At 72.2% G+C, this 21,601-nt stretch carries 22 protein-coding genes; 14 read left to right on the top strand and 8 right to left on the bottom strand.

The window, feature by feature from the left end; translation table 11 throughout:
- Window positions 1-52: 52 nt before the first annotated feature.
- A complete protein-coding gene (locus WMF42_RS24360; RefSeq protein WP_437685035.1) occupies window positions 53-730 on the top strand; it encodes a haloacid dehalogenase type II in 678 nt (225 codons plus the stop codon).
- A 105-nt stretch (window positions 731-835) separates the two neighbouring features.
- Here WMF42_RS24360 and WMF42_RS24355 read toward each other — a convergent pair whose 3' ends face one another.
- Window positions 836-1,117 (bottom strand): pyrimidine/purine nucleoside phosphorylase, encoded by a 282-nt coding sequence (locus WMF42_RS24355; RefSeq protein ID WP_437685033.1) that lies wholly within the window; start codon window positions 1,115-1,117, stop codon window positions 836-838.
- Here WMF42_RS24355 and WMF42_RS24350 point away from each other — a divergent pair.
- A complete protein-coding gene (locus tag WMF42_RS24350) occupies window positions 1,110-1,340 on the top strand; it encodes a hypothetical protein (RefSeq protein ID WP_437685031.1) in 231 nt (76 codons plus the stop codon). The genes WMF42_RS24355 and WMF42_RS24350 overlap by 8 nt on opposite strands.
- Before the next feature lie 28 nt (window positions 1,341-1,368).
- Here the strand turns inward: WMF42_RS24350 and WMF42_RS24345 are convergent, their stop codons facing one another.
- From WMF42_RS24345 to WMF42_RS24335, 3 genes are all read right to left on the bottom strand, one after another.
- The gene (locus tag WMF42_RS24345; RefSeq protein ID WP_437685029.1) at window positions 1,369-1,794 is read right to left on the bottom strand and encodes a hypothetical protein; all 426 of its coding nucleotides are present in this window, start codon (window positions 1,792-1,794) and stop codon (window positions 1,369-1,371) included.
- Window positions 1,795-2,239: 445 nt separating this feature from the next.
- Window positions 2,240-3,592 (bottom strand): ATP-binding protein, encoded by a 1,353-nt coding sequence (locus tag WMF42_RS24340; RefSeq protein ID WP_061606530.1) that lies wholly within the window; start codon window positions 3,590-3,592, stop codon window positions 2,240-2,242.
- Window positions 3,589-4,314 (bottom strand): response regulator transcription factor, encoded by a 726-nt coding sequence (locus tag WMF42_RS24335; RefSeq protein WP_437685026.1) that lies wholly within the window; start codon window positions 4,312-4,314, stop codon window positions 3,589-3,591. The genes WMF42_RS24340 and WMF42_RS24335 overlap by 4 nt, the downstream gene beginning before the upstream one ends.
- A 116-nt stretch (window positions 4,315-4,430) precedes the next feature.
- On the opposite strand from WMF42_RS24335, the gene WMF42_RS24330 reads away from it, so the two are divergent.
- Genes WMF42_RS24330 through WMF42_RS24315 form a run of 4 tightly spaced genes read left to right on the top strand, consistent with a single transcriptional unit; the run spans window position 4,431 to window position 9,115 of the window.
- The gene (locus WMF42_RS24330) at window positions 4,431-5,942 is read left to right on the top strand and encodes a TolC family protein (protein ID WP_437685024.1); all 1,512 of its coding nucleotides are present in this window, start codon (window positions 4,431-4,433) and stop codon (window positions 5,940-5,942) included.
- Window positions 5,939-7,186, top strand: coding sequence for an efflux RND transporter periplasmic adaptor subunit (locus tag WMF42_RS24325; protein ID WP_437685022.1), 1,248 nt, complete (start codon window positions 5,939-5,941; stop codon window positions 7,184-7,186). Before WMF42_RS24330 ends, WMF42_RS24325 begins: the two co-directional genes overlap by 4 nt.
- Window position 7,187: 1 nt before the next feature.
- The gene (locus WMF42_RS24320; RefSeq protein ID WP_061612110.1) at window positions 7,188-7,919 is read left to right on the top strand and encodes an ABC transporter ATP-binding protein; all 732 of its coding nucleotides are present in this window, start codon (window positions 7,188-7,190) and stop codon (window positions 7,917-7,919) included.
- Entirely contained in the window at window positions 7,913-9,115 is a 1,203-nt protein-coding gene (locus WMF42_RS24315; protein ID WP_061612111.1) for an ABC transporter permease, read from the top strand. Before WMF42_RS24320 ends, WMF42_RS24315 begins: the two co-directional genes overlap by 7 nt.
- Window positions 9,116-9,141: 26 nt before the next feature.
- Here WMF42_RS24315 and WMF42_RS24310 read toward each other — a convergent pair whose 3' ends face one another.
- Entirely contained in the window at window positions 9,142-9,453 is a 312-nt protein-coding gene (locus WMF42_RS24310) for a hypothetical protein (protein ID WP_155798950.1), read from the bottom strand.
- Window positions 9,454-9,638: 185 nt separating this feature from the next.
- Here WMF42_RS24310 and WMF42_RS24305 point away from each other — a divergent pair, with 185 nt between their 5' ends.
- From WMF42_RS24305 to WMF42_RS24285, 5 genes are all read left to right on the top strand, one after another.
- Window positions 9,639-10,121: a hypothetical protein gene (locus tag WMF42_RS24305; RefSeq protein ID WP_061612112.1), complete on the top strand. Its 483-nt coding sequence runs from the start codon at window positions 9,639-9,641 to the stop codon at window positions 10,119-10,121.
- Between the two features lie 112 nt (window positions 10,122-10,233).
- Window positions 10,234-10,947 carry a zf-TFIIB domain-containing protein gene (locus WMF42_RS24300; protein WP_061612113.1) on the top strand — a complete coding sequence of 238 codons (714 nt, stop codon included), beginning with the start codon at window positions 10,234-10,236 and terminating at the stop codon, window positions 10,945-10,947.
- A 359-nt stretch (window positions 10,948-11,306) separates the two neighbouring features.
- Window positions 11,307-12,899, top strand: coding sequence for a glycoside hydrolase family 26 protein (locus WMF42_RS24295; protein ID WP_437685019.1), 1,593 nt, complete (start codon window positions 11,307-11,309; stop codon window positions 12,897-12,899).
- Between the two features lie 59 nt (window positions 12,900-12,958).
- Complete coding sequence (locus tag WMF42_RS24290; protein ID WP_437685017.1) at window positions 12,959-14,107, top strand: STAS domain-containing protein; 1,149 nt, start codon at window positions 12,959-12,961, stop codon at window positions 14,105-14,107.
- 89 nt (window positions 14,108-14,196) lie between these two features.
- Complete coding sequence (locus WMF42_RS24285; protein WP_437685015.1) at window positions 14,197-15,246, top strand: iron-containing alcohol dehydrogenase family protein; 1,050 nt, start codon at window positions 14,197-14,199, stop codon at window positions 15,244-15,246.
- A 193-nt stretch (window positions 15,247-15,439) separates the two neighbouring features.
- Here the strand turns inward: WMF42_RS24285 and WMF42_RS24280 are convergent, their stop codons facing one another.
- From WMF42_RS24280 to WMF42_RS24270, 3 genes are read right to left on the bottom strand one after another with little or no spacing between them, the layout of a single operon-like run.
- A complete protein-coding gene (locus tag WMF42_RS24280) occupies window positions 15,440-16,249 on the bottom strand; it encodes an ABC transporter ATP-binding protein (RefSeq protein ID WP_437685013.1) in 810 nt (269 codons plus the stop codon).
- Window positions 16,246-17,046 carry an ABC transporter permease subunit gene (locus WMF42_RS24275; RefSeq protein WP_061611856.1) on the bottom strand — a complete coding sequence of 267 codons (801 nt, stop codon included), beginning with the start codon at window positions 17,044-17,046 and terminating at the stop codon, window positions 16,246-16,248. The genes WMF42_RS24280 and WMF42_RS24275 overlap by 4 nt, the downstream gene beginning before the upstream one ends.
- The gene (locus WMF42_RS24270) at window positions 17,043-18,083 is read right to left on the bottom strand and encodes a sulfonate ABC transporter substrate-binding protein (protein WP_437685011.1); all 1,041 of its coding nucleotides are present in this window, start codon (window positions 18,081-18,083) and stop codon (window positions 17,043-17,045) included. Before WMF42_RS24270 ends, WMF42_RS24275 begins: the two co-directional genes overlap by 4 nt.
- Before the next feature lie 275 nt (window positions 18,084-18,358).
- Between WMF42_RS24270 and WMF42_RS24265 the strand changes: the two genes are divergently transcribed.
- The 3 genes from WMF42_RS24265 to WMF42_RS24255 all read left to right on the top strand — a co-directional run bounded on the left by WMF42_RS24265 (window position 18,359) and on the right by WMF42_RS24255 (window position 21,539).
- Complete coding sequence (locus WMF42_RS24265) at window positions 18,359-19,066, top strand: SDR family NAD(P)-dependent oxidoreductase (RefSeq protein WP_437685009.1); 708 nt, start codon at window positions 18,359-18,361, stop codon at window positions 19,064-19,066.
- Window positions 19,067-19,261: 195 nt separating this feature from the next.
- The gene (locus tag WMF42_RS24260; RefSeq protein ID WP_437685007.1) at window positions 19,262-19,846 is read left to right on the top strand and encodes a hypothetical protein; all 585 of its coding nucleotides are present in this window, start codon (window positions 19,262-19,264) and stop codon (window positions 19,844-19,846) included.
- Window positions 19,847-20,321: 475 nt separating this feature from the next.
- On the top strand, window positions 20,322-21,539 hold the full coding sequence (locus WMF42_RS24255; RefSeq protein ID WP_437685005.1) for a pectate lyase family protein: 1,218 nt from the start codon (window positions 20,322-20,324) through the stop codon (window positions 21,537-21,539).
- Window positions 21,540-21,601: the final 62 nt, after the last annotated feature.

The raw sequence follows: 21,601 nt of genomic DNA, 5'->3' as shown, positions 1-21,601 counted from the left end.
TCTTCCCGCTTTCTCCTGACACCGTTTCAGAAGCCAGGGAGGTCACCAGGACATGTCGGACATCCGAGCTGCCATCTTCGACGCCTATGGCACGTTGCTCGACGTGCACGCCCCCGTCGTTGTGCAGTCCGAGCGTATCGGTCCGCACTGGCGCCGGTTCTCGGTGGACTGGCGGGCGAAGCAGCTCGAGTACACCTGGGTGCGCAGCCTGACGGGGCCCGCCCATCACCGCGACTTCTGGCGGTGCACGGAGGACGCGCTCGACTGGGTCTCCGAGAGGCACGGCCTCTCCGATCGCGGCCTGCGCGCGGCGCTGCTCGACGCATACCGCGCCTGTCCGGCGTATCCGGAGGTGCCGGCCGTGCTGGGCGCGCTGCGCGCCCGCGGCCTCGCGACAGCGATCCTCTCCAACGGGGAGCCCGGCATGCTGGCGGCCGCTGTCACCGCCGCGGGCATCGCCGATCTGCTCGACGACGTGCTGAGCGTGGAGGCGATCGGCGTCTTCAAGCCGCACCCGCTCGTCTACCGCCTGCCCGAGCGCCGGTTCGGGCACGCCGCTGCTTCGATGGCCTTCATCTCCGCCAACGCGTGGGATACGCAGGGAGCGCTCGCCTGCGGATACCGCGCCTTCCGCGTGAACCGCGCGGGCGATCCGGACGAGTACGGGCTGCGAGGCCGAGCGCCAGAGATCGACGACCTCGCGAAGCTGCCCGCGCTGTTGATCGGGTGATGCCGGCCGCCTGGAGCCGTCAGGGCGCGAGGCGGGAGGAAGGCTGGGGCGCCGGGGAGGCGGATAGGAGCGCCGCGGGAAGCGCGCGGCGCCGCGCGGGTGGGCTCAGAGGAACTCGCAGAAGTACCCGGTGGGCTGCGAGGCCTTGACGTCGAAGCCGCTCTTGCCCGCCACCTCGAACGACGTCCCGGCCGGGTAGACGCGCCACTCCTGCGAGCCGTCGAAGCGGATCGCGAGCTCGCCCGCGACGACGGTCATCCGCTCCGGCGATTCGGTCGAGAAGTGGAACTCGCCGGTGTCGATGACACCCATCGTCTGCCGGCGCCCGTGGCGCTCGAAGCCGAGACTCTGGACGCCGCCGTTGAAGTAGCTGTTGTGCTTGAGCATGGCGCCCTCCTACCGCGGTTCGCCCCGCGAGGCCAGCCGTCTCGTGCGCATGGGCCTTGACCACCACCTCGTCGATCCGCACGACAAGGCCGTCCGCGCGGCCGGACAGCACGCGCGGGTCGCCCGGAGCGCAGGAGTCGTCCGCAAGAGAACTCCCGATCCGGACGAGATCAAGGACGAGGCCGCTGTCGGGCGGAGGATCGGCGCGCATCCGCGGAGTTGAGCATACCGGCTCAGCCCAGACGAGGCGCTCAGGACACCTCGTCCTCGGCGTCGCCCTCATCTTTGCTCGGCGCGGCTCCCTCCGGCACGGAGGCGGGGCTGTCCGCCTCTTCCTCCGGCGTATCCTCCTCTGCCGGAGCCTCCGCGGGCTTGCTGCTCACGTAGCGCTTGCCGGCGCGACCCGAGGCGCGGAGAACGGGCCCACGGATGATCTCGATGTCGCGCGCCGGGGCGCGGGACATCTCGAGGTTGGAGAGCACGAGCGACACGACCTTGAACCACTGGCTGCGGGCCGACTGGATGGTTGTCTTGCTGGCCGGCGTCGTTGTCTCGGTCGCCTCGATCTCCGTGCGGGCCCGCTCGATGGCCTCGAGCTCCCGGCCCTTGGTGAGCCACCGCTTCACGACGTCGAGCAGCGACGCCTTGCCCCGGGCGGGCAATGCCAGAGGAGGCATTGCGGGTGAGCGGGTAAAGGAAGTCCTGTCTTGCTTTGCGTCAACCCACGTGCGGTGTGGGTTTCGTGCGCCGCCGGCGCGTGAGTTGAACTCTTGCAGGCGTGGTGGAGCGCTCACGCGCGGCGGCGCGGGGGTCGAGGCGGGCGCGGAGAGGTCGCGACGTGCCGGGACGGCCTCGCCAGGGGGGCATGTCGATCCGGGATCGAGCGGGACGGCACGGGAGCTGGCACGGGGAGGTCGCGACGTGGCGGAGCGGCCTCGGGAGGGGGGCGGGTCGGTTCGGGACCGAGAAGGGCGGCCTCGAGAGGCGGCGCGGGGAGGTCGCGACGTGGCGGAGCGGCCTCGGGAGGGGGGAAGGATCGATCCGAGATCGAGAGCCATACCCGATCGCCGGCAGACGAGACGACCCACCGGGCCCCTTTCACCGCGCCTGCCCGCGCCCGGCTCAGCCCCCCGCCACCACCGGCAGCCGCAGCACCACCATGAGCCCGCCGTCCTCCGCGTTCCTCGCCTCGATCTCGCCGCCGTGCAGCAGCACCGCGCGCTGCGTGATCGCCAGCCCGATCCCCGTGCCGCCGGCGCCGCGCGCCCGGTGGTCGTCGACCCGGTAGAACGGCCTGAAGATGTCCCCGAGCGCCGCCTCGGGGACGCCCGGCCCGCGGTCGCGCACGCGCAGCTCGGCGAGGCCGCCGGCGCACTCGAGGTCGACCCGGACAGCGGTTCCCGCCTCGGTGAAGCGCGCCGCGTTGCGCACAACGTTCTCGATCGCGCGCCGGAGCAGCTCGCCGTTGCCGTCCAGCGAGCACGCGTCGCGCGCGCCCAGCTCGACCGAGCACCCCTGCTGCTCGGCCTCGAACGCGGCGTCCTCCACGAGCTGCTCCACCAGGGCCGTCAGATCGACCCGCTCGGTGCGCTCCATGCCCCGGCCCGACTCCAGCCGGCTCAGCGTGAGCAGCTCGCCGATCATCCCGTTGAGCCGCTCCGTCTCGCGCTCGATCCGGTCGAACGCCGGCTCCACGTCCGGCGGCGAGCGGCGGCGGACGAGCTCCAGCGCGATGTTGAGCCGCGCGAGCGGCGACCGGAGCTCGTGCGAGACGTCGCGGAGCAGCCGGCGCTGCGTCTCGAGCAACTCGTCGATGCGCTCGGCCATCCGGTCCATGTCGCGGCCGAGCGCCAGCGTCTCGCCGTCGGCGCCCGCGAGCTGCTGCGAGACCCGGACCGAGAGATCGCCCGCCGCCATCCGCTGCGTGGCGCCCCGCAGGACGCGGACCGGCCGCGACAGGTACCGCGCGAGGACCACCGCGACGAGCCCGGTGACGACGACGATCGCGAGCAGCCGGAGCGGCAACGTCTCCGGCACGATGAAGAACATCCACGGCGACCGGACCGGGCCTGTCGCGACGGCGACGAGCGTCGGGTCGCGGCGCAGCACGACAGCGACGAGCTCACGGTCGTCGATCTCGACGGCGATGCCCTCGGCCGAGCGCCGCGCCCGCTCCTCGACGCCCGCCGCGCCCTCGACCGGCTCGCCGGCCACGAGCGCGCCGGCGCGGTAGACAGCGACGCGCGGGTCCCGCGGATCGAGCGGCGCGAGGCGCTGCTCGCAGCCGGCGAGCCCGTCCCGCGCGCAGACGACCGCGCTCTCCGCCCGGAGCTCGATCGCGCGCGTGCTCAGGCGGCGGCGCAGCGAGCTCGACTCGGCGGAGAACGCCCGGCCGTGGATCACCGCGAACAGGCCGACGAGGAGCGCCATCACGATCCACAGCGAGACCAGCAGCCGCAGGAAGAGGCTCTTCACGAGGGCTCCCGGGCCAGGATGTAGCCCGCGTTGCGGACCGTCTTGATGCGCTCGACGCCGCCCGGGCCGGGGCCGAGCTTGCGGCGGAGGTTCGAGACGTGCATGTCGATGCCGCGGTCGTACGCCGCGAGGCGGCGGCCGAGGACGCGCCGCGCGAGCTCCTCGCGCGAGACAACCGTCCCCGCCTGCCGGACCAGGACCTCGAGCAGGTCGTACTCGGCCGTCGTGAGCTTGATCTCCTCGCCGCGGACGCGGACGCGCCGCGCCGCAGGCGCCACCTCGAGGTCGTCGACCGTGAGGACCTGCTGCGCCTCCGCGGGGCCCAGCGCCGCCGCGCCCGGCGCGCCCGCGTGCGCGGCCCGCCGGTGGAGCGCGCGCACGCGGGCGACGAGCTCGCGCGGGTTGAACGGCTTCGGCAGGTAGTCGTCGGCCCCCATCTCGAGGCCGACGATGCGGTCGACGTCCTCGCCCCGCGCGGTGAGCATCAGCACAGGGACCCTGGAGCTCTGCCGGAGCCGCGTGAGGACCTCGAAGCCGTTGAGCCCGGGCAACATCACGTCGAGCACCACCAGGGTGAACGCCTTCTCCTGCGCGCGCGCCAGGCCGGAGATCGCCTCGCGCGCGCTCTCGACCGAGTAGCCCTCCTGACCGAGCAGCTCGGCCAGGAGCTCGCAGAGCTCGGCGTCGTCGTCGATGACCAGGATCTGCGGCGGATCGGCCATGTCGGGGACTGTAGCGCGGCCCGCGCGGCGCCGTGTAAGGCCTGGTCAAAAGGCTCTTGACGAATCTTTACACGAACCGGACACCTCTTGAGACACTGGCCTCTAGCTTTCGGCGCATGACGCTCTCTCGCTCCGTTCCCCTGCCGTGGCTGGCGTCCCTCGCCGTGATCGCCACGTGCTCCCTGAGCAGCGCGGCGCGCGCCGAGACGCTCACCGCGGAAGAGGCGGTGGGCCGCGCGGCCTCCCAGAACCCGAGCCTCCGCGCGGCCCTGCTCGAGGCCACCGCGGCGCGGCAGGTCGTGGCCGCCGAGCAAGGCGCCCGCAGGCCCACGCTCTCCGCCTCGGTGACAGGACAGTACACCGAGGCCTTCCGGGGCGGCGGCGCCGGCCTCGCGCGCTCGGACAGCACGTCCGTCGCGGCGAACGCGGCGCTCCGGTACACGACCGACATCGGCACGGGCCTCGAGGTGGGCGCGTCGGCGGACTCGGGGTGGCAGAGCGACGACAGGAGAGCGCTCGACGGCGCGATCGCCGGGCCGACCTACAGGGCGGAGGCGTACGTCTCGGCGCGGCAGCCGCTCCTCCGGGGCGCCGGGACCGACGCCGTCCTCGCGCCGCTCACGCAGGCGGAGGCGTCGGCGGTCGCCGCGGAGCGGGAGCGCGATCTCGCGGCGAGCCAGACAGCGCTCGACGTGCTCGATGCGTACTGGGAGCTCTGGTACGCGGAGCAGGCGATCGGCGTGCAGGAGCAGGCGCTCGCCGCCGCGCAGCGGCAGCTCGCCGACGCGAAGACCCGCGCCGAGACGCTCGGCACCGGCACGCGCGTCGACGTCCTGCAGTTCTCGACGTCGGCCGGGTCGATCGCCGACGCGCTGTCGCAGGCCCGCGCGGCGCGCTCGGCGCGGGCCATCGCGCTCGGGCGCGCGCTCGGCATGGACCCGGCGCGCGCGGCGTCGCTCGCCGCGACCGGCGCGCCGCCGTCGCTCGGGGCGCTCCCGCCCGCCGCCGCGCTCGTGAAGGCGGCCAGCGCGCGGTCCCAGGAGCTCGCCGCCCTGCGCGCCGATCTCGAGGCGCTGCGCGCGCGCGTGGGCGCCGCGGAGGACGCGGACCAGGCCCGCCTCGACGTGTTCACGACCGCGTCGGTGGGCACCCTGTGGGCGGACGACGGCCTGTCGGGGCTCGCGCTCCCGGGCGGGCGGCCGGCGTTCAGCGTGCTGGGCGGGCTCGACCTCGAGCTGCCGTTCGGCGGGGGCCGGGCGTCGGCCGACGCGGCGCGCGCGCGCACGCAGCTCGCCGCCGCGGAGGCCCGCTACAGGGCGCGCGCCGACGCGATCACGGCCGAGATCACCTCGCTGCGGGTGACGCTGGAGGCCGCCGTCGACCAGATCGCCATCGCGACGGAGACGGCCCGCCTCGCCAACGAGCTGGCCGAGGCGGAGCGGCAGCGGCTCCTGCTCGGGACGTCGACGTCGGCGGACGTGGTGAAGGCGGAGCAGACGCTGCGCGAGGCGGAGCTCCGCAAGCTGCGGGCCGCCGTGACAGAGCTCACGTCGCGGTTCCAGCTCGAGCACGCCACGGGCGCGCTCCTCGATCGCTTCGCCTCGGTGCTCTCCAGGAGGTCGTCATGAACAGGAACAAGAAGCGCTACCTGATGTCCGGCGTCGCCGCGGCGGCCATCGCGACGTTCGCGATCGGCGGGTACGCCTGGTATCAGAGGCCCTCGCAGGCGCCGGCCGGCCCCACCGTCGAGATCCGCAAGGGGAGCCTGACCGAGACCGCCGCGGCGTCCGGGAAGATCGAGCCCGACGTCCAGGTCGAGGTGAAGTCGCGCGCCGCCGGCCAGGTCATCGAGGTGCTCGTGAAGGAGGGCGACAACGTCGAGGTCGGTCAGCTCCTCGTCAAGCTCGATCCGACGGACGCGGAGCGCGATCTCTCCGCGGCGCGCGTGGCGCGCGACCGCGTGAAGGCCGACCTCGCGGCGGCGCAGGCGTCGCTCGCGGTCGCCGACCTCGAGCGCAAGAACAACGAGGTGAGCCAGGGGATCGCCGAGAAGAGCGCCGATCTCGGCCTCGGGTCGACCGACGCCGCCCGGTCGGCGGCGCACTCGACGAAGGTCGCGAGCGCGAACATGACGCTGCGGCGCGCGCAGGTGACCGCGGCGCAGGCGCAGCTCAAGACGGCCGAGATCGCGGTGCAGGACGCCGAGACGCGCCTGAAGGAGATGCAGATCTACGCGCCGATCGCCGGCACGGTGCTCGACGTGGCCGTGGAGGTGGGGACGCTCGTCTCGTCGGCGCTCACCAACGTGAGCGGCGGCAGCGCCGTGATGACGCTCGCCGACCTGTCGAACCTGCGCATCGTCGGCGCGATCGACGAGGCGCAGATCGGCCGCGTGGCCCCGGGGCAGCGGGTCGACATCCGCGTCGACGCCTACGGGGACCGGGTGTTCCAGGGCGTCGTCGACCGCGTGAGCCCGCTCGGCAAGGAGACCTCGAGCGTCGTGACGTTCGACGTCGAGATCGTCATCAAGGACAAGGAGGCGTCGCTGCTCCGGTCGGGGATGAGCGCGGACGTGGAGATCGTGACCGCGGAGCAGAAGGACGTGCTGCTCGTGCCGCTCCTGGCCGTGCAGTCGGCCGGCAAGCGGCGGTTCGTGCGGCTCGCGAACGGCGAGGAGCGGCCCATCAAGACCGGGGCGACGGACGGCACGCAGATGGTCGTTGTCGAGGGGCTGGCCGAGGGCGACGACGTCCTCGCGAGCGCGCCCGCCCAGACCCCCGCGCAGGGGCAGGGGCAGGGGCAGGGGCAGCGGCAGGGCGGCGGCCAGAACCCGATGCGCGGGATGGGCATGGGCCGCCAGGGAGGCCGCTGAGATGGACGTCCCCGTCCTCGTCGAGGGCCTCTCCAAGGTGTACCACGCCGACCGCGCGGACCTCGCCGTGCGGGCGGTCGACCGGATCGGCTTCGAGGTGCGCCGCGGCGAGTCGGTGGCGATCATCGGGCCGTCGGGGTGCGGGAAGTCGAGCCTCCTGAACATCCTCGGCTGCCTCGATCGGCCGACGGAGGGCACGTACCGGCTCGGGGGGCGCGACGTCGCGGATCTCGACGACGACGACCTCGCGGGGCTCAGGAACAAGCACATCGGGTTCGTGTTCCAGAGCTTCAACCTGCTGCCGCGGATGACGGCGGCGGAGAACGTCGAGCTGCCGCTCCTCTACGGGGCGGTGAAGGACAGCCGCGCCCTGGCGGAGAGCGCGCTCGCGCGCGTGGGGCTCGCCGCGCGCGCGCGGCACCTGCCGACCGAGCTCTCGGGCGGGCAGCGGCAGCGCGTCGCGATCGCGCGGGCGATCGTGACGCGGCCGTCGATCCTCCTGTGCGACGAGCCCACGGGCGCGCTCGACAGCCGGACGGGGCGCGACGTGCTGGAGCTCCTGCTCTCGCTGAACGCGGACGGGACGACGCTCGTGATGGTGACCCACGATCTCGGCGTGGCGCGGTCGCTCGCGCGCGCGATCCACATGAAGGACGGGCGCATCGTGGCCGACGGCCCGGCGGGCGCCGTGGTGGCGGCGTTCCACGCGAGCGAGATGGAGGGGACATGCTGATCAAGGAGACCGCGAAGAGCGCGTGGCGCTCGCTCGCCTCGAACCGCCTGCGCACGCTGCTCACGATGCTCGGCATGATCATCGGGACGGCCGCGGTTGTCGCGGTGCTCGGCATCGGGGAGGGCGCGCGCAGCAGCGTCGAGGGGCGGATCCGGTCGCTCGGCGCGAACCTGCTCATGGTGCGCCCGGGGTCGGCGTCCGCGAGCGGGGTCCGCTCTGGAACGGTGAAGACGCTGACCGAGGACGACGCCGAGGCGCTGCGGGGGCTCGACGGCGTGGCCGCCGTCGCGCCGGAGCGGAGCGGCAGCGCGCAGCTCCGGTACATGACGAGCAACCTGAACGCCTCGGTGACGGGGATCACGCCGGCGTACCTCGAGGTCCGCTCGCTCGCGATGGGGAGCGGCATCCCGTTCTCCGACCTCGACGAGCAGCAGCGCTCGCGCGTTGTCATCCTCGGCGCGAACATCGCGCGGCAGCTCTACCCCGGGGCATCGCCGCTCGGCACGCGGCTCCAGATCAACGGGAGCGCGTTCCGGGTGGTCGGGGTGCTCGCCGAGAAGGGCTCCGGCATGGGCTCGCCGGACGACGGGGTGTTCGTGCCGCTGTCGACGCACCGGTCGGCGCTGTTCGGGCAGGACCACCTGTCGACGATCTCGCTGCAGCTCGCGAGCGAGGACCGGTCCGACGCGGTGATCGCGCAGCTCGAGCAGCTCCTGCGCCTGCGCCACCGGCTGCGGCCGGATCAGCCGAGCGACTTCGAGGTGCGGTCTCAGGCCGAGATGCTCGCGACGATGGGGCAGATCACGGGCACGTTCACGACGCTGCTCGGCAGCGTGGCGGCGGTGTCGCTGATCGTCGGCGGCATCGGGATCATGAACATCATGCTGGTCTCGGTCCGGGAGCGCACCCGCGAGATCGGCGTGCGCATGGCGGTGGGGGCGCGCCGCCGGGACATCCTGCGGCAGTTCCTCGTCGAGGCCGTGGTTGTGTCGCTCGCGGGCGGCGTGGCCGGCGTGGGCCTCGGGTACGCGGCGGCGGTGCTGCTGTCGCGGTTCGGGGAGTGGGCGACCATCGTGCCGCCGTACGCCGTCGGGCTGGCGCTCGGGGTGTCGATCCTCATCGGGATCACGTTCGGCGTGGGCCCGGCGCGGCGCGCGGCGCGGCTCGATCCGGTGGAGGCGCTGCGGTTCGAGTGAGCTGGGCGGCCCCGGGGGGGGCCGCGTCAGGCTGGCCGGGCGGCGGCGAGGGCGGTCGCCGAGCGTAGGTCGAGCAGACGGACCACCTCGGACAAGAAGGCGAGTTGCTCGTCCTTCATGGAGTCGTCGGTCGTGCCCTCGGGCAGGCCGATCTTCGGTCCTTCAAGAATCCCAACAGGTACAACCCACGTGCAGGGTGAACCTGGGTTGTCGCAAGCCCGGGAAAATGGATTGCGAGGATGCTTGGCCGAGCAGGACGTTCCGGCTGTCGCTAAAGATGAGCTCGCATGCTCCATGTTGCGGTAGCGGTGGATCGTGAGGCGCTTCAGCTCGACCACGGTGAGGCAGCGTAGTCCGCGGCACCGCCGGCGGGCCACGAGAACGCCTTCGCAAGGCCACTCCGCCGGTCGGGGAGCGCCGGGGTCCGCTCCGGTCACTCCCGACACGACAACCCCGCCACGTATTCGAGATCGCAGCGCTTTTCAGTGCCAGCTCGCCGCCGGCTCGCTATCCTGTCTTGGGCATGTCGGTCCTGCTGCAGAACGATCACCTGACGGTCACCCTCCATGAGGACCAGGCGATCGTCCGGAGCACGCGGTCCGAAGTCCCGTATCCGTCGCCCGACGATTTCATCCGGGTTCACACCGAGGCGCTCAAGGTCTACGAGTCGCTCGACCGCGCGGGCCTCGGCCACCTGATCGATCTCCGCCAGCCTCCCATGAACAACGACCCGGGGTTCGAGGCCGCGACGATGCGCACCCGCAGCATGCTCGTCCAGGAGTTCGCCTGCGTCGCCATCGTGGTGCGGACCGCTGTCGGCGCCCTGCAGGTGAACCGGCTCCTGCGTGAGGAGCACAACGACAACGTCCTCGTGTTCCACGACGAGGAGGTCGCGGTGGGCTACCTCCGCGGCGAGCTGCGCAAGCTCGGGCGCCGCTCCAGCGCGCCGCCGGTCGCCCGCTCCCGGAGCTCCAACCCCGCGGCGCGCCCCGCGCGGGTGCGCTGACGCCGCGCTGACGCCGCGCCGCGCCGACGACCCGGAGGCGGCGCCGGCGCCCTGCTCGAGCGCGCCCGCCGCGCCGCTTCTCGGACGCGCGGCGTTCCTCTAGAATCACCAGATGGACGCCGGCCGCCCCACGTGTCCGCGCTGCGGTCTCCTCATCGACGCGCAGGGGCGCTGTTATCCCGGGTGCGCTGGCCCGCTCGCCACCCTGCGCTGCGGCGGCTGCTACCAGCTCAACTTCCCCGACGCGGAGCGCTGCGACGGCTGCGGGCACGAGCTCGGCCTGGAGCCGATCGCGGAGCCCGACGCGCTCCGCTGCTCCGACTGCGACGAGCCCTTTTCAGCCTTCCACGCCGCGACTGGCCTGCTGCGCGACTGCGGGCGATGCGGCGGACAGCTCGTCGACCACGCGCTCCTGCGCGACCTCCTGGAGCGCCGTGAGAGCTACGGCAGGAGCGCGCCGAGGCCGCCGCGGCGCCAGGAGCACGTCAATGTCCGCGTGCGCTACGTCCGCTGCCCGGCCTGCCGCCAGCCGATGAACCGCAAGAACTTCGCCGGCAAGAGCGGCATCATCGTCGACATCTGCAGGGAACACGGCACCTGGTTCGACAGGGGCGAGCTCCCGCAGCTCCTCTCGTTCGTCGCGTCGGGCGGCGCCGCGAGGGCGCGGCAGCAGCAGAACGACGAGGCGGAGCGCTCGCGCCGCCAGGCAGAGCTCGCCAGGGACGCGGCGAGGCGCGCGAGCGCCGTCGCGCCCGCGTCGACCTGGGAAAACCGGCGCCTGGTGGTGGAAGAGCTGCTCGATCTGCTCTGGCAGATCACCCGCTGATCGGGCGATCACGACACGACGCCTGGCGACGGACCGCGGGCGACGGGCGACGGGCGAGCAGAGGCCCTGTGCGCCCGCCGGGCACAGGCGGCGGGCCACAACTCTTCTCCGGAACATCACATTATTTAACAGTCCAGTGTGCGTGTCGCGCGGCGCGCCGCGCGGAATCGCCCGTCTGCGCGGCAGATGCGCGGCAGATGCGCGGTGATGGGCGCTGAGCGCGACGTCTCACAAGGTGTCATGTCGAGGCTCATGCGTGCAGCGTCGCTGCAGAAGCCTCGAAATTCGCTCAAACGCTTGATCTCCGATTCATGTGTGCTTTCTATCGCCTCATGATGACTTCTCGTTCTCGCTTCGCCTTGACCGGTCAACGACTCTTCCTGTGCGCAGTCCCCGCCTTCCTCGCCGCCTGTGGCTCGGGGGAGCTCGCCGGCTCGGAGCCCATGGATCAGCAGGCTTCCGCCGCCGCGGCGGCGGTGAGCCTGAAGCCGACGAGCGACGTCGCGCTGACCAAGATCTGGGGTGGCGGCGGCACGGCGCCCATCTACGCGCTGGTCGACGACGGCACCTCGTTCGTGGAGAGCGACGGCGGCAGCACGTTCGCGCGGAGCTCACCCGGGTCGGCGAGGGCGTCGCTGACGCTCGGCTACTCGGGCGCTCCGGCGGGCGGCACGACCCAGGTCGTCGTCAATTACCAGGCGTGGACGATCGACGGGGGCGCCGGGACCGTGCGCGTCAACCTCTACGACGGCGACACCCTGGTCGGCTCCGGCCCGGCGCGCACGCTCCGCGCGATGCAGCAGAACCTGAGAGACACGTTCAGCGGCCTCAAGGTGAGGGACGGCGACCAGCTCCGGACCGAGCTCGTCTTCGAGAACACGGCAGGCCAGGGGTCGCTCGTGTCCTCGATCGTGTGGATCGACGTCACGCCCGCGGACGCCGGCACGACAGCGGACGCCGGCGCGCCGCCCGGGGACGGCGGCGCGTCCACCGACGGCGGCGCGTCCACCGACGGCGAGCCCGCCGTGTCGGACAAGCTCGTGCCGAGGAACGGCGCCTGGTGGGGCGCGTACAACTCGGCGAAGAACCATGGCTGGGACTGGGGCGCCGCGATCAAGGACTTCGAGGGGAAGGCCGGCCGCAAGCTCGACATCGTGTACCGCTACCACGACTGGGGCACCGCCGATAACGGGGTCTTCCCGGACAGGTACGAGACGGCGCAGATGAGGGAGGGATACATCCTCCACCTGTCGTGGGAGTCGCGCCGCTACTCGGGGGGCACGAACGTCACGTGGACCGAGATCGCGAACGGCTCGCAGGACGCCGTGATCCGGGCGGCCGCGGAGCGCGCCAGGAACGCGCCCGGCAAGCTGATGATCTCCTTCGATCACGAGATGGACAACGTCGATGTCCACGCCGCGGACGGCCCGGACGCCGACTACGTCCGTGCCTACCGGCGCATCGTCGACATGTTCCGCGAGGCGGGCGCGACAAACGTCGTGTGGGTATGGACCCCGATGGGCTGGAGCGGCACGCGCGCCCGGCTCCCCGCCCTCTACCCCGGAGACAGCTACATCGACTGGCTCGGGTACGACCCCTACAATTTCTACGTGTGCAACGGCGGGGGATGGAAGGACCCCGCGACAACGTTCGGGAGTCACTACCAGTGGATGCACGAGCCCGCGCAGAGGGCATGGCACGGCGAAAAACCGTACATCCTGAGCGAGTTCTCCAGCCACGAGGACCCGGCCGACCCAAACCGCAAGGGCGCGTGGATGCGCGGCGTCGTCGACGCACTCAAGCAGTATCCCGACATCAAGGCGGTGCAGTTCTACAACTCGAACGTGACCCTCAGGAGCGCTTGCAAGCTCGCCGTCGATTCGAGCCCCCAGTCCGTGGCGGGCTACGCGGAGGCGGGGCGCGACCCGTACGTGAACCAGCCGCACGAGTGAACCAGGGACGATAGGAGCGTGCAGGGCGGCCGAGGGCATCGTATGACGTGCCGCCCCGAATGACGTCCCTCGACCAGCGCCTGTCGGCCTTCGAACTGTCGATCCTGCCGACCTGGGTCTACGACCACGACCGCTACCGCTTCCCCTGGGCCAACGCCAAGGCCGTCCCGTTCTGGCGCGCGACGGAGCGCGCCGAGCTGCTCGCCCGCGACCTCTCGGACCTGTCCCCGGCCGTCCGCGCGCGGCTCGACGGCTACTTCCGCGTGCTCGCGGACGGCGGCACGGTCGTGGAGGACTGGACGCTCTACCCGCGCGGGACGCCCGAGACCGTCACCCTCCACGGCCAGGGGATCCGCCTCGACGACGGGCGGCTCGCCATCCTGTTCCAGGCGCTCCCGCGCCGGCCCGGCGTCGACGCCTCGATGGTGCGCGGCGTGGAGGCGGTCCGCCACTCGACGGTGCTGGTCAGCGTCGTCGACAGGGAAGGCGCGGTGCTCTTCCACAACCCCGCGGCCCTGCGCGCCCTCGGCGACGCGCCGCAGATCGACGCGGCGTTCCCGGACGAGGGCGTGGGCGCCGCCATCCGCGGCGCGATCGACGCCGACGCGCCCTGGGCAGGGGAGGTGCGGGTCGTGACGGCCGACGGCGAGCGGTGGCACCAGGTGGAGGCGCGCCGCACGACCGATCCGGTGACCGGCGCGCCCGCCGTGCTCATCCAGCAGCTCGACGTCACCGCGCAGCGCCGCGCCGAGGGGCAGATCGAGGAGCAGGGCCGGCTCATCGACCAGCTCAACCGCTCGCTCGCCCTCGTGGAGGAGCAGCGGCGGCAGATCCTGAAGCTCTCGGCGCCGATCCTCGACGTCGACCGGGGCACCCTCGCCGTGCCGCTCATCGGGCGCCTCGACGCCGAGCGCGGCGGCGAGCTCGGCGAGCGGCTCCTGCCCGCCATCGTCGCGCACAGGGCGTCCCACGTCGTCCTCGACGTGACCGGCGCGGACGCGCTCGATCCGGACGGCGCCGCCGCCCTGGAGCAGCTCGCGCGCGCGATCCAGCTCCTCGGCTCCCGGCCGATCCTCACCGGCGTCCGCCCCGAGGTCGCCCGCGCGCTTGTCGACGTCGACCTCGGCGAGGACCTGCTCGTCCTGCGCAGCCTGGGCCGCGGCCTGGAGGTCAGCCGGAGGCGCGCCGCGGCGAGGAGGCGGGCGTGATCGAGCGTAATCCGGCGTAATCGAGCGTGATCCGGCGTAATCCGGCGTAATCGAGCGTGATCCGGCGCAATCGCGCGTAAGAACACCGCATGCTCGGCACGACCCAGATCGGAATCCCCACGCTGGTGCGCATCAAGCCCGGGGCGCTCGCGCGCAGCGGCCTCTACCTCGCGCGCGCGGCGCGCCGGCACGTCCTGCTGCTCTCCAGCGCGGGGACGCCCGCGGCCATCGAGGCGGCCATGCTCGAGGGCCTCGCGGGGCAGGCGATCGAGGTCGTGGCGCGGCGCGAGGTCGCCACGGCCAGCTTCGAGGAGGCCGCCGCGCTGCTGCCCGCGCTGCCCACGCGCTGCGACGCCATCGTCGGGCTCGGCGGCGGCCGCGCCCTCGACACGGCGAAGTACCTCGCGTTCCTCGCCCGGCTGCCGTTCCTGGCCGTGCCCACGTCGCTCTCGAACGACGGCTTCTGCAGCCCCTCGGCCAGCCTGACCGTCGGCGGCAGGCGCCGCTCGCTCCCGTGCGCCGTCCCGTTCGGCGTCGTCGTGGACACCGAGGTCTGCCTGCGCGCGCCCGAGGTCCTGTGGCTCTCCGGCGTGGGCGATCTCGTGGCCAAGGTGACGGCGGTGCACGACTGGAAGCTCGCGTTCCACGCGCGCGGCGAGCCGGTCAACGACTTCGCCGCCCTGCTCTCGGACGCGACAGTGTTCCAGTTCATGGCGCGCCCAGAGCGCGATCTCGAGGGCATGCGCCTGCTCGCGACGGCGCTGATGCTGAACGGCATCGCCATGGAGATCGCCGGCTCGTCCCGGCCGGCGAGCGGCAGCGAGCACCTCATCTCGCACGCGCTCGACCAGACGTCCGCGCGGCCGCGGCTCCACGGCCTGCAGGTAGGCACGGCCGCGTACGTCGTCAGCCGGCTCCAGGGGCGAGACACGGGCCCGATCGCGGGCGTGCTCGACGCGACGCGGTTCTGGGATGCGATCCGGGCGGACCCGTTCTCGCTCGACGAATGGCGGGAGGCGGTCCGCTTCGCGCCGGAGATCAAGCCCGGGTACTACACGGTCCTCTCGGCGCGCGATTGTGTGGTGGAGGTCGAGGCGATACTCCGGACCGACCCGCGACTTGAGGGGTGCTTTGTCTGAGGGGGAGGGGCGCGCTGCTGGAGAGGATCGGAGCGAGGACGAGCGCGCGCACGCGCACGCGCACGCGCACGAGGGACGAAAGACGAGGGACGGAGGGGAGGGGACGGAGGGGAGGGGACGGAGGGGAGGGGACGGAAGACGAGGGACGGAGGGGAGGGGCGGAAGACTGGAGACGGGGAGGAGGCGTCGGACCTCACTCCGCGCCGGCCAGGAGGGGCTCCGCTAGCTGCGGAGGAAGGCTCGTGCGCGTCGGGGGCGGGGTCGGTGGGCCATCGGCCGACGCGAGGATCGTCCGGAGCAGGGCGCCGGTGAGGCGGCCGACCTCCGGGAGCTCCCGCGCGCGAGGCCGCGGCAGATCGACAGCGACGCTCTCCACGATGCGGCCCTCGTCGAACACGAGAACGCGATCGCCGAGCAAGACAGCCTCCTCCACGTCGTGCGTCACCAGGATGGCCGTGAAGCCGTGCTGGACCCACAGCGACTCGACGAGGCGCTGCGCCCCGATGCGGGTGAGGGCGTCGAGGGCCCCGAACGGCTCGTCGAGGAGCAGGACCCTGGGGTCGTGGACGAGCGCGCGCGCGAGGGCGACCCGCTGCCGCTGGCCGCCGGAGAGCACGCCGGGGTAGTCGTCCTGGCGGTCGAGAAGGCCGACCCGGGCAAGGACGTCGCGCGCGCGCTCGCGGCGCTCCCTCGGCAGCCCGATGCAGACGTTCTGGAGGACCGTGCGCCACGGCATCAGGCGGGGCTCCTGGAAGACGACGCGCACGGCCGCGCCGCCCTCGCGCGTCAGGACGCGCGCGGCGCCGCCCGTGGGCTGCTCGAGGCCGCACAGGATGCGGAGCAGGGTGCTCTTGCCCGAGCCGCTCCGACCGACGATGGTCAGGAGCTCGCCAGGGCGGACGTCGAGCTCGATGCCCGAGAGGACAGGCTTGTCGCCGAAACGCTTCTCGAGCCGATCGAGGAGGACCCGTGCGCCGCCGCGAGGAGTGACCGGCGCGCTCATGTTCCCCCCGCGTCCATTCGCTGCAATCGAGGCTGCCAGGGCAGGAGCACGCGCTCGGCCCACCGCGCCAGCGAGTCGGCCAGCTTGCCGAGGAGCGCCCAGAGCACGATCGTGAGCACGAGCAGGTCCATCTGCATGAACTCCCGCGCGTTCATCGCTACGTAGCCGAGGCCCTGCGTCGCGCCGATCGTCTCGGCGACGATCAGCACGAGCCACGCGAGCCCGAGCGCGAAGCGGAGGCCGACGAGGATCGACGGGAGCGCGCCGGGGAGGATGACCTCGCGGTAGAGCGCGAGCCCGCGGACGTCGTAGACGCGCGCCATCTCGATGATGTGCGGGTCGACGCTGCGCACGCCGTGGAAGGTGTTCAGGTAGACGGGGAAGAGCACCGTCACCGCGACGATGAAGAGCTTGGCCGCCTCGCCCAGCCCGAACCACAGGATGACGAGCGGCACGAGCGCCAGCGCGGGGATGGCGCGGAGCATCTGGAGGGGCCCGTCCACGACGAGCTGGAGCGGGCGCGAGAGGCCGGTGGCGAGGCCGAGCACGAGCCCGATGCCGGCGCCGATCACGAGACCGCCGAGCGCGCGCAAGGCGCTGACGCCGAGGTGCGCCGGGAGGTCGCCGCTCCTCGTGGCGTGGACCGCGGCCAGCACCACCTCCGAGGGCGACGGGAGCAGGCTCTTCGGGAGGATCTGCAGCCGGGACAGGGCCTCCCAGACGAGCACCAGCGCGAGCGGGGCGATCCAGGGGGCGAGGCTCCGGCCGAGCGCGCCGGGCGCGGGGCCGGCCGTCATCGGACGCCCCCGTACGCGGCCGCCGACAGGAAGGCGTCGTCGACGCGGACGTCGCGCGGGATGATCGCGAGCTTGTGGAGCGTGTCGGCGATGTCCTGCTGCTTCTTCAGGATCTCGGGCGTGATCGGCAGGAGGCCGAACGCGCGCCGGCGCTCGGAGGTGAGGAACGCGTCGTAGGCGACGCCCGACGACCTCGCGAGGATCTGCGAGGTCTCCTCCGTGTGCTCGCGCTCCCAGCCGCTGAGCGCCTGGTACCCGTCGAGCACCGTCCGCAGGAGCTCCGGGTGCCGCTCGGCGAACTCGCGCCGGGCGACGTAGAAGAGGTGGTTGTCGACAAGCCCCTCGCCGCTCCGGAGGACGCGCGCACCGGCGAGCTCGGCCGCGGCCAGGAACGGATCCCAGATCACCCAGGCGTCGACCTTGCCGCTCTCGAACGCGCTCCGCGCGTCCGCCGGCGCGAGGAACGAGATCTGGAGATCGTCGAGCGTCAGCCCGGCGCTCTCGACGGCCCGGATCAGCAGGTAATGCACGTTGGAGCCGCGGTTGACGGCGACGCGCTTGCCCTTCAGGTCCGCGACGCCGGTGATCGGCGAGCCCTTCGGCACGATGATCGCCTCGGCCTTCGGGGCCGGAGGATCGGTGGCGACGTAGACGAAGGGCACGCCGCCCGCCTGCGCGAAGACAGGGGGCGTCTCGCCGACGTGGCCGACGTCCACGGCGCCGGCGCGCATGGCCTCGAGCAGCGGAGGCCCCGCGGGGAACTCGATCCACTCGGCGCGGGCGTTCCTCGCCTCGAGCGCCTTCTTGAGGCCCTCCGCGCGGTCCTTGAGCAGGTACGGCGTGCCGATCTTCTGGTAGCCGAGGCGCACGACAGCCGCCTCGCGCGTGTCCTGCGCCCGCGCCGGGGCGCCTGCGTCGCTCGCGGCCGCGGCGCCCAGCTCACCGCCGCCGCGATCGCAGCCGAGCAGGGCGCACGCCAGCGCGGCGCATGCAAGCAGCCCGGAGCGGATCTTCGCGAAGGAGGTGTGCCTGATCATGGGGTTCTTCTGGATGCCTTCCGGCTCGCCAAGGACGGTACGGGTCGATTCCAGTTGCATGGGATTCGGCGAGAAAATCGCACCTGGATGCAAATGCAGAGCTCAGGCAGCCGCCGTGCCACGCAAGAACCCTGAGATTTCGCGCGGTTGCCGGGACGTCCCCCCGCGGAGCCCGGGTTGCGCTGCTGCTCCAGCAGCACCCGATCAGCAGTCGTTGCTGCCGGGGAAGCTTTCATGTGCCAGCGAGGACGGACTTCTGTCATAACGGCGCTGCCATGACGGTGAAAATCCAAGGGAAATGGGCGCTGGTCACCGGCGCGAGCCGGGGTATCGGGACGCAGATCGCGCGCGGCCTCGCGGGGCTCGGCTGCAATGTCGTCCTGCACAGCCGCGACGCGGCGCACACGCGGGAGCTCGAGCGGGAGCTCGCCGGCAAGGGCGTCCGGGTGAGCGCCGTCTCGGGTGAGCTGTCGGATCAGGGGGCGGTCGATCGCCTGGTGGACGACGCCCTCGCCGCGTCGGGCGGGATCGACATCCTGTACAACAACGCCGCGATCATGACGCCGTTCCGCGCCACGTACGCGGAGACGCCGGCGGAGGACTACCGGCTGAGCTTCGAGGTGAACGTGATCAGCCCGATCCGGATCACGTACCGGCTGCTGCCGACGATGCTGAAGCGCGGCTGGGGGCGCATCGTCCAGGTGACGTCCGGGATCCAGGACCAGCCCGAGCTGATGGCGTATGCAGCGTCGAAGGCGGCGCTCGACAAGTTCGTTCGCGACACAGTCCCTTCGCTGCGCGGCACGGGGGTGCTCATGAACCTGCTCGACCCGGGCTGGCTGCGGACCGACCTCGGCGGGCCGAAGGCGCCGAACGACGTCGAGTCCGTCCTGCCGGGCGCGCTGGTGCCGGCGCTGGTCGACGGCGAGGTCCACGGGGTGTTCTTCCGCGCGCAGGACTACGCGCGTCCCGCGGCGCGCTGAAGCGCCAGGTCGGCGCGGCGCCGCCGGGGCGCCGCTCGGGCCGCGATTCCGGGTGGAATGCGGAGGGGCCGTGTCGACCTATTGGGTCGCGCCGGTGGTGCGCGTGTTGCTAGGATGGCGGGAGTGAACGAGATATCGAGACCTGGTGCGGAGACGGGGCGTCGCGCGGCTGTCGGTGAAGAGCGAGCCTCCCCTGTGTGCGCCACGGGGATCGACGCCCGCCCACGGCGCTGGGGGCGCTGGGGGGCGCTGCTGCCGCTCGTGGCGTGCGCCGCCTGCTCGCTCGAGGGCCTGTCCGAAGCGTGGGACGCGGAGGGAGGCGCAGCCGCGTCCAGCGGCGGAGGCGCGCCTGACGTGCTCGATCTCGAGGCCGAGGGGTGCAATCTTTACGGCAATTTCAAGCAAATGGCCCACCCGGAGGCGAGCGGCATGACCTACGTGGTCGTCCCCGAGGAAGCGAATTGTAAGGAGGACCGGGTCGACTGCTCGTTCGAGATCAGCAGGGCCGGCACGTACCAGATCAAGGCACGGGTCGCCGAGGGGCCCGACCAAGGCAAGGACAGCTCCTTCCTGGTTCGCATGGATCACAAGCCGCCGCTGGGGCACTATTACGACTTCACCGGCGCCGAGTTCCACGACGACATCGTCAGCGACGCCGACGCCACAGACACGGCGCTGCTCACCTTCGCGCTCGATCCCGGGACGCACATCGTCTCGTTCGAATGCCGCGAGGACGGTGCCATGCTCGACCAGGTCGGGCTCCTGTGGATCGGCCCTTAGAGCCCCGATCGCGTTGAAATACCGTCAGCAGATGGGAAGAGGACCGCAAGGGCGCAAGGGGCGCAAGGGAACAGGGAGGAGAGCTGTTCCCCTTTTCGCCTTGCGCCGTTGCGGTCCCTCTCCTTTTCGCACGCCGGGCGGGCCCGGGGACACCGCAGGAGGCTGAGCAGGCGAGGGCCGGGGCGCGGTGACTGCGCGTGTCCACCGTGTCAACCCCGGGTTGACGCCGCCTCGGCCCCAGGGCCCCGCGCGCGGTGCGGGTGAAGGGCGCGCGGCGCGGCCGTCACGGCGGGAAATGCCGTGAGCGATGCGCGCATCGGGGCGGCTCCGGCCCGTTCGGAGCTGCTGGCATGTGCGTTGCTGATTCAAGGGCGCGTGCGTCGCCATGGAGTCGCCGGGAACGGCCGCGCGCTGTCCGGCTCCTCCCTCTGTGCCGCGCGATCCGCTTGGCTCATCACGGAAAGGTCGCTTGCTCATGAAGTGCGAAACTCAGGTTGTCCTCGCTGCGCTGTTCGCGATCGGGTTCTCGGCGGTCGGCTGTGGCACGGAGACGTCAGGGCCGTCCGACGACGGCGAGGGCCAGCCGACAGGCGGCGCGAGCGTCAGCTCCGGCAGCGGCGCGGGCACGGGGGGGAGCATCGCGGGCAGCAGCGGCTCCGGGAGCGCGACAGCGGGCACGGGCGGCGGCGGTGAGGGCGGCGGCGCCAGCGGCGCGGGCGGCAGCACGGGTGGTACCGGCGACGGCGGCTCGGACAGCGCGGGAACGGGCGGCAGCCCCGGCGGCGCGGACTTCCGGCTCTACGGCTATGCCACGACAGGCGACGGCACCACCGGCGGCAAGGGCGGTGAGGTCGTCTCCGTGAGCTCGCTCGACGACCTGAGGACGGAGGCCGCGAGGCCGGGCGCCCTGATCATCCAGATCACCGGCAAGATCAGCGGCAGCGGCGACGACGTGGACGTCGCCTCGGACAAGACCATCGTGGGGGTCGGGACGAGCGGAGAGCTCGAGGGGATCGGGCTCAACCTGAAGAGGTCGTCCAACATCATCGTCCGCAACCTGAAGATCCACCACGTGCTCGCCGACAGCGGCAACGGCGACGGCATCCACATGGACGAGAGCCACAACGTCTGGATCGACCACTGCGAGCTCTGGGCCGACTCTCCCGCCGTGAACTCCGACAAGGACAAGTACGACGGCCTCATCGACGCAACCCACGAGTCCTCGGACATCACGATCTCGTGGACCTACCTGCACGACCACTACAAAGGCATGCTGGTCGGCTCGTCGGACAAAGACGACAGCGATCGCCGCATCACCTTCCATCACAACCGCATCAGCAACGTGAACTCGCGCCTCCCGAGCTACCGCGGCGGCAACGGCCACGTCTTCAACAACTACTTCGAGAACGTCCCCACGTCGGGGGTGAACTCGCGCGTCGGCGCCTGCCTGCGGGTGGAGGGCAACCACTTCTTCAAGGTCAAGAACCCGATCACCACGCTGGACAGCCCGGCCGGCGGCACGCACCGCATCGACAACGTGTTCGAGGAGACCACCGGGACGCAGGAGTCCGGCGAGGACTGCTCCTGGACCGCCCCGTACGACTACCCGCTCGACAGCGCGGCGACCGTCAAGGCGCTCGTCCTGGAGCACGCGGGCGTGGGCAAGACCGATCCTCTCGAGAACCTGCCCTGATCGCGTGCGCTGCCGAGCTCGCCGGCGCGCGGTGGCTGCGGCGCCGGCTGCCGGAGGCGCAC

The sequence above is a fragment of the Sorangium sp. So ce176 genome, from assembly GCF_051519835.1.
GTDB lineage: Bacteria > Myxococcota_A > Polyangia > Polyangiales > Polyangiaceae > Sorangium > Sorangium cellulosum_G.
Note: the sequence above shows the minus strand (reverse complement) of the source record. Positions and strands in the feature narration are given on the sequence as shown.

What these genes read in the sequence shown, in the direction of transcription:
- WMF42_RS24360 (WP_437685035.1), top strand. Translation starts at nt 53, where the DNA reads ATGTCGGACATCCGAGCTGCCATCTTCGACGCCTATGGCACGTTGCTC.
- WMF42_RS24355 (WP_437685033.1), bottom strand. Translation starts at nt 1,117, where the DNA reads ATGCTCAAGCACAACAGCTACTTCAACGGCGGCGTCCAGAGTCTCGGC.
- WMF42_RS24345 (WP_437685029.1), bottom strand. Translation starts at nt 1,794, where the DNA reads ATGCCTCCTCTGGCATTGCCCGCCCGGGGCAAGGCGTCGCTGCTCGAC.
- WMF42_RS24335 (WP_437685026.1), bottom strand. Translation starts at nt 4,314, where the DNA reads ATGGCCGATCCGCCGCAGATCCTGGTCATCGACGACGACGCCGAGCTC.
- WMF42_RS24330 (WP_437685024.1), top strand. Translation starts at nt 4,431, where the DNA reads ATGACGCTCTCTCGCTCCGTTCCCCTGCCGTGGCTGGCGTCCCTCGCC.
- WMF42_RS24325 (WP_437685022.1), top strand. Translation starts at nt 5,939, where the DNA reads ATGAACAGGAACAAGAAGCGCTACCTGATGTCCGGCGTCGCCGCGGCG.
- WMF42_RS24320 (WP_061612110.1), top strand. Translation starts at nt 7,188, where the DNA reads ATGGACGTCCCCGTCCTCGTCGAGGGCCTCTCCAAGGTGTACCACGCC.
- WMF42_RS24315 (WP_061612111.1), top strand. Translation starts at nt 7,913, where the DNA reads ATGCTGATCAAGGAGACCGCGAAGAGCGCGTGGCGCTCGCTCGCCTCG.
- WMF42_RS24305 (WP_061612112.1), top strand. Translation starts at nt 9,639, where the DNA reads ATGTCGGTCCTGCTGCAGAACGATCACCTGACGGTCACCCTCCATGAG.
- WMF42_RS24300 (WP_061612113.1), top strand. Translation starts at nt 10,234, where the DNA reads ATGGACGCCGGCCGCCCCACGTGTCCGCGCTGCGGTCTCCTCATCGAC.
- WMF42_RS24290 (WP_437685017.1), top strand. Translation starts at nt 12,959, where the DNA reads ATGACGTCCCTCGACCAGCGCCTGTCGGCCTTCGAACTGTCGATCCTG.
- WMF42_RS24285 (WP_437685015.1), top strand. Translation starts at nt 14,197, where the DNA reads ATGCTCGGCACGACCCAGATCGGAATCCCCACGCTGGTGCGCATCAAG.
- WMF42_RS24280 (WP_437685013.1), bottom strand. Translation starts at nt 16,249, where the DNA reads ATGAGCGCGCCGGTCACTCCTCGCGGCGGCGCACGGGTCCTCCTCGAT.
- WMF42_RS24275 (WP_061611856.1), bottom strand. Translation starts at nt 17,046, where the DNA reads ATGACGGCCGGCCCCGCGCCCGGCGCGCTCGGCCGGAGCCTCGCCCCC.
- WMF42_RS24270 (WP_437685011.1), bottom strand. Translation starts at nt 18,083, where the DNA reads ATGATCAGGCACACCTCCTTCGCGAAGATCCGCTCCGGGCTGCTTGCA.
- WMF42_RS24265 (WP_437685009.1), top strand. Translation starts at nt 18,359, where the DNA reads ATGACGGTGAAAATCCAAGGGAAATGGGCGCTGGTCACCGGCGCGAGC.
- WMF42_RS24255 (WP_437685005.1), top strand. Translation starts at nt 20,322, where the DNA reads ATGAAGTGCGAAACTCAGGTTGTCCTCGCTGCGCTGTTCGCGATCGGG.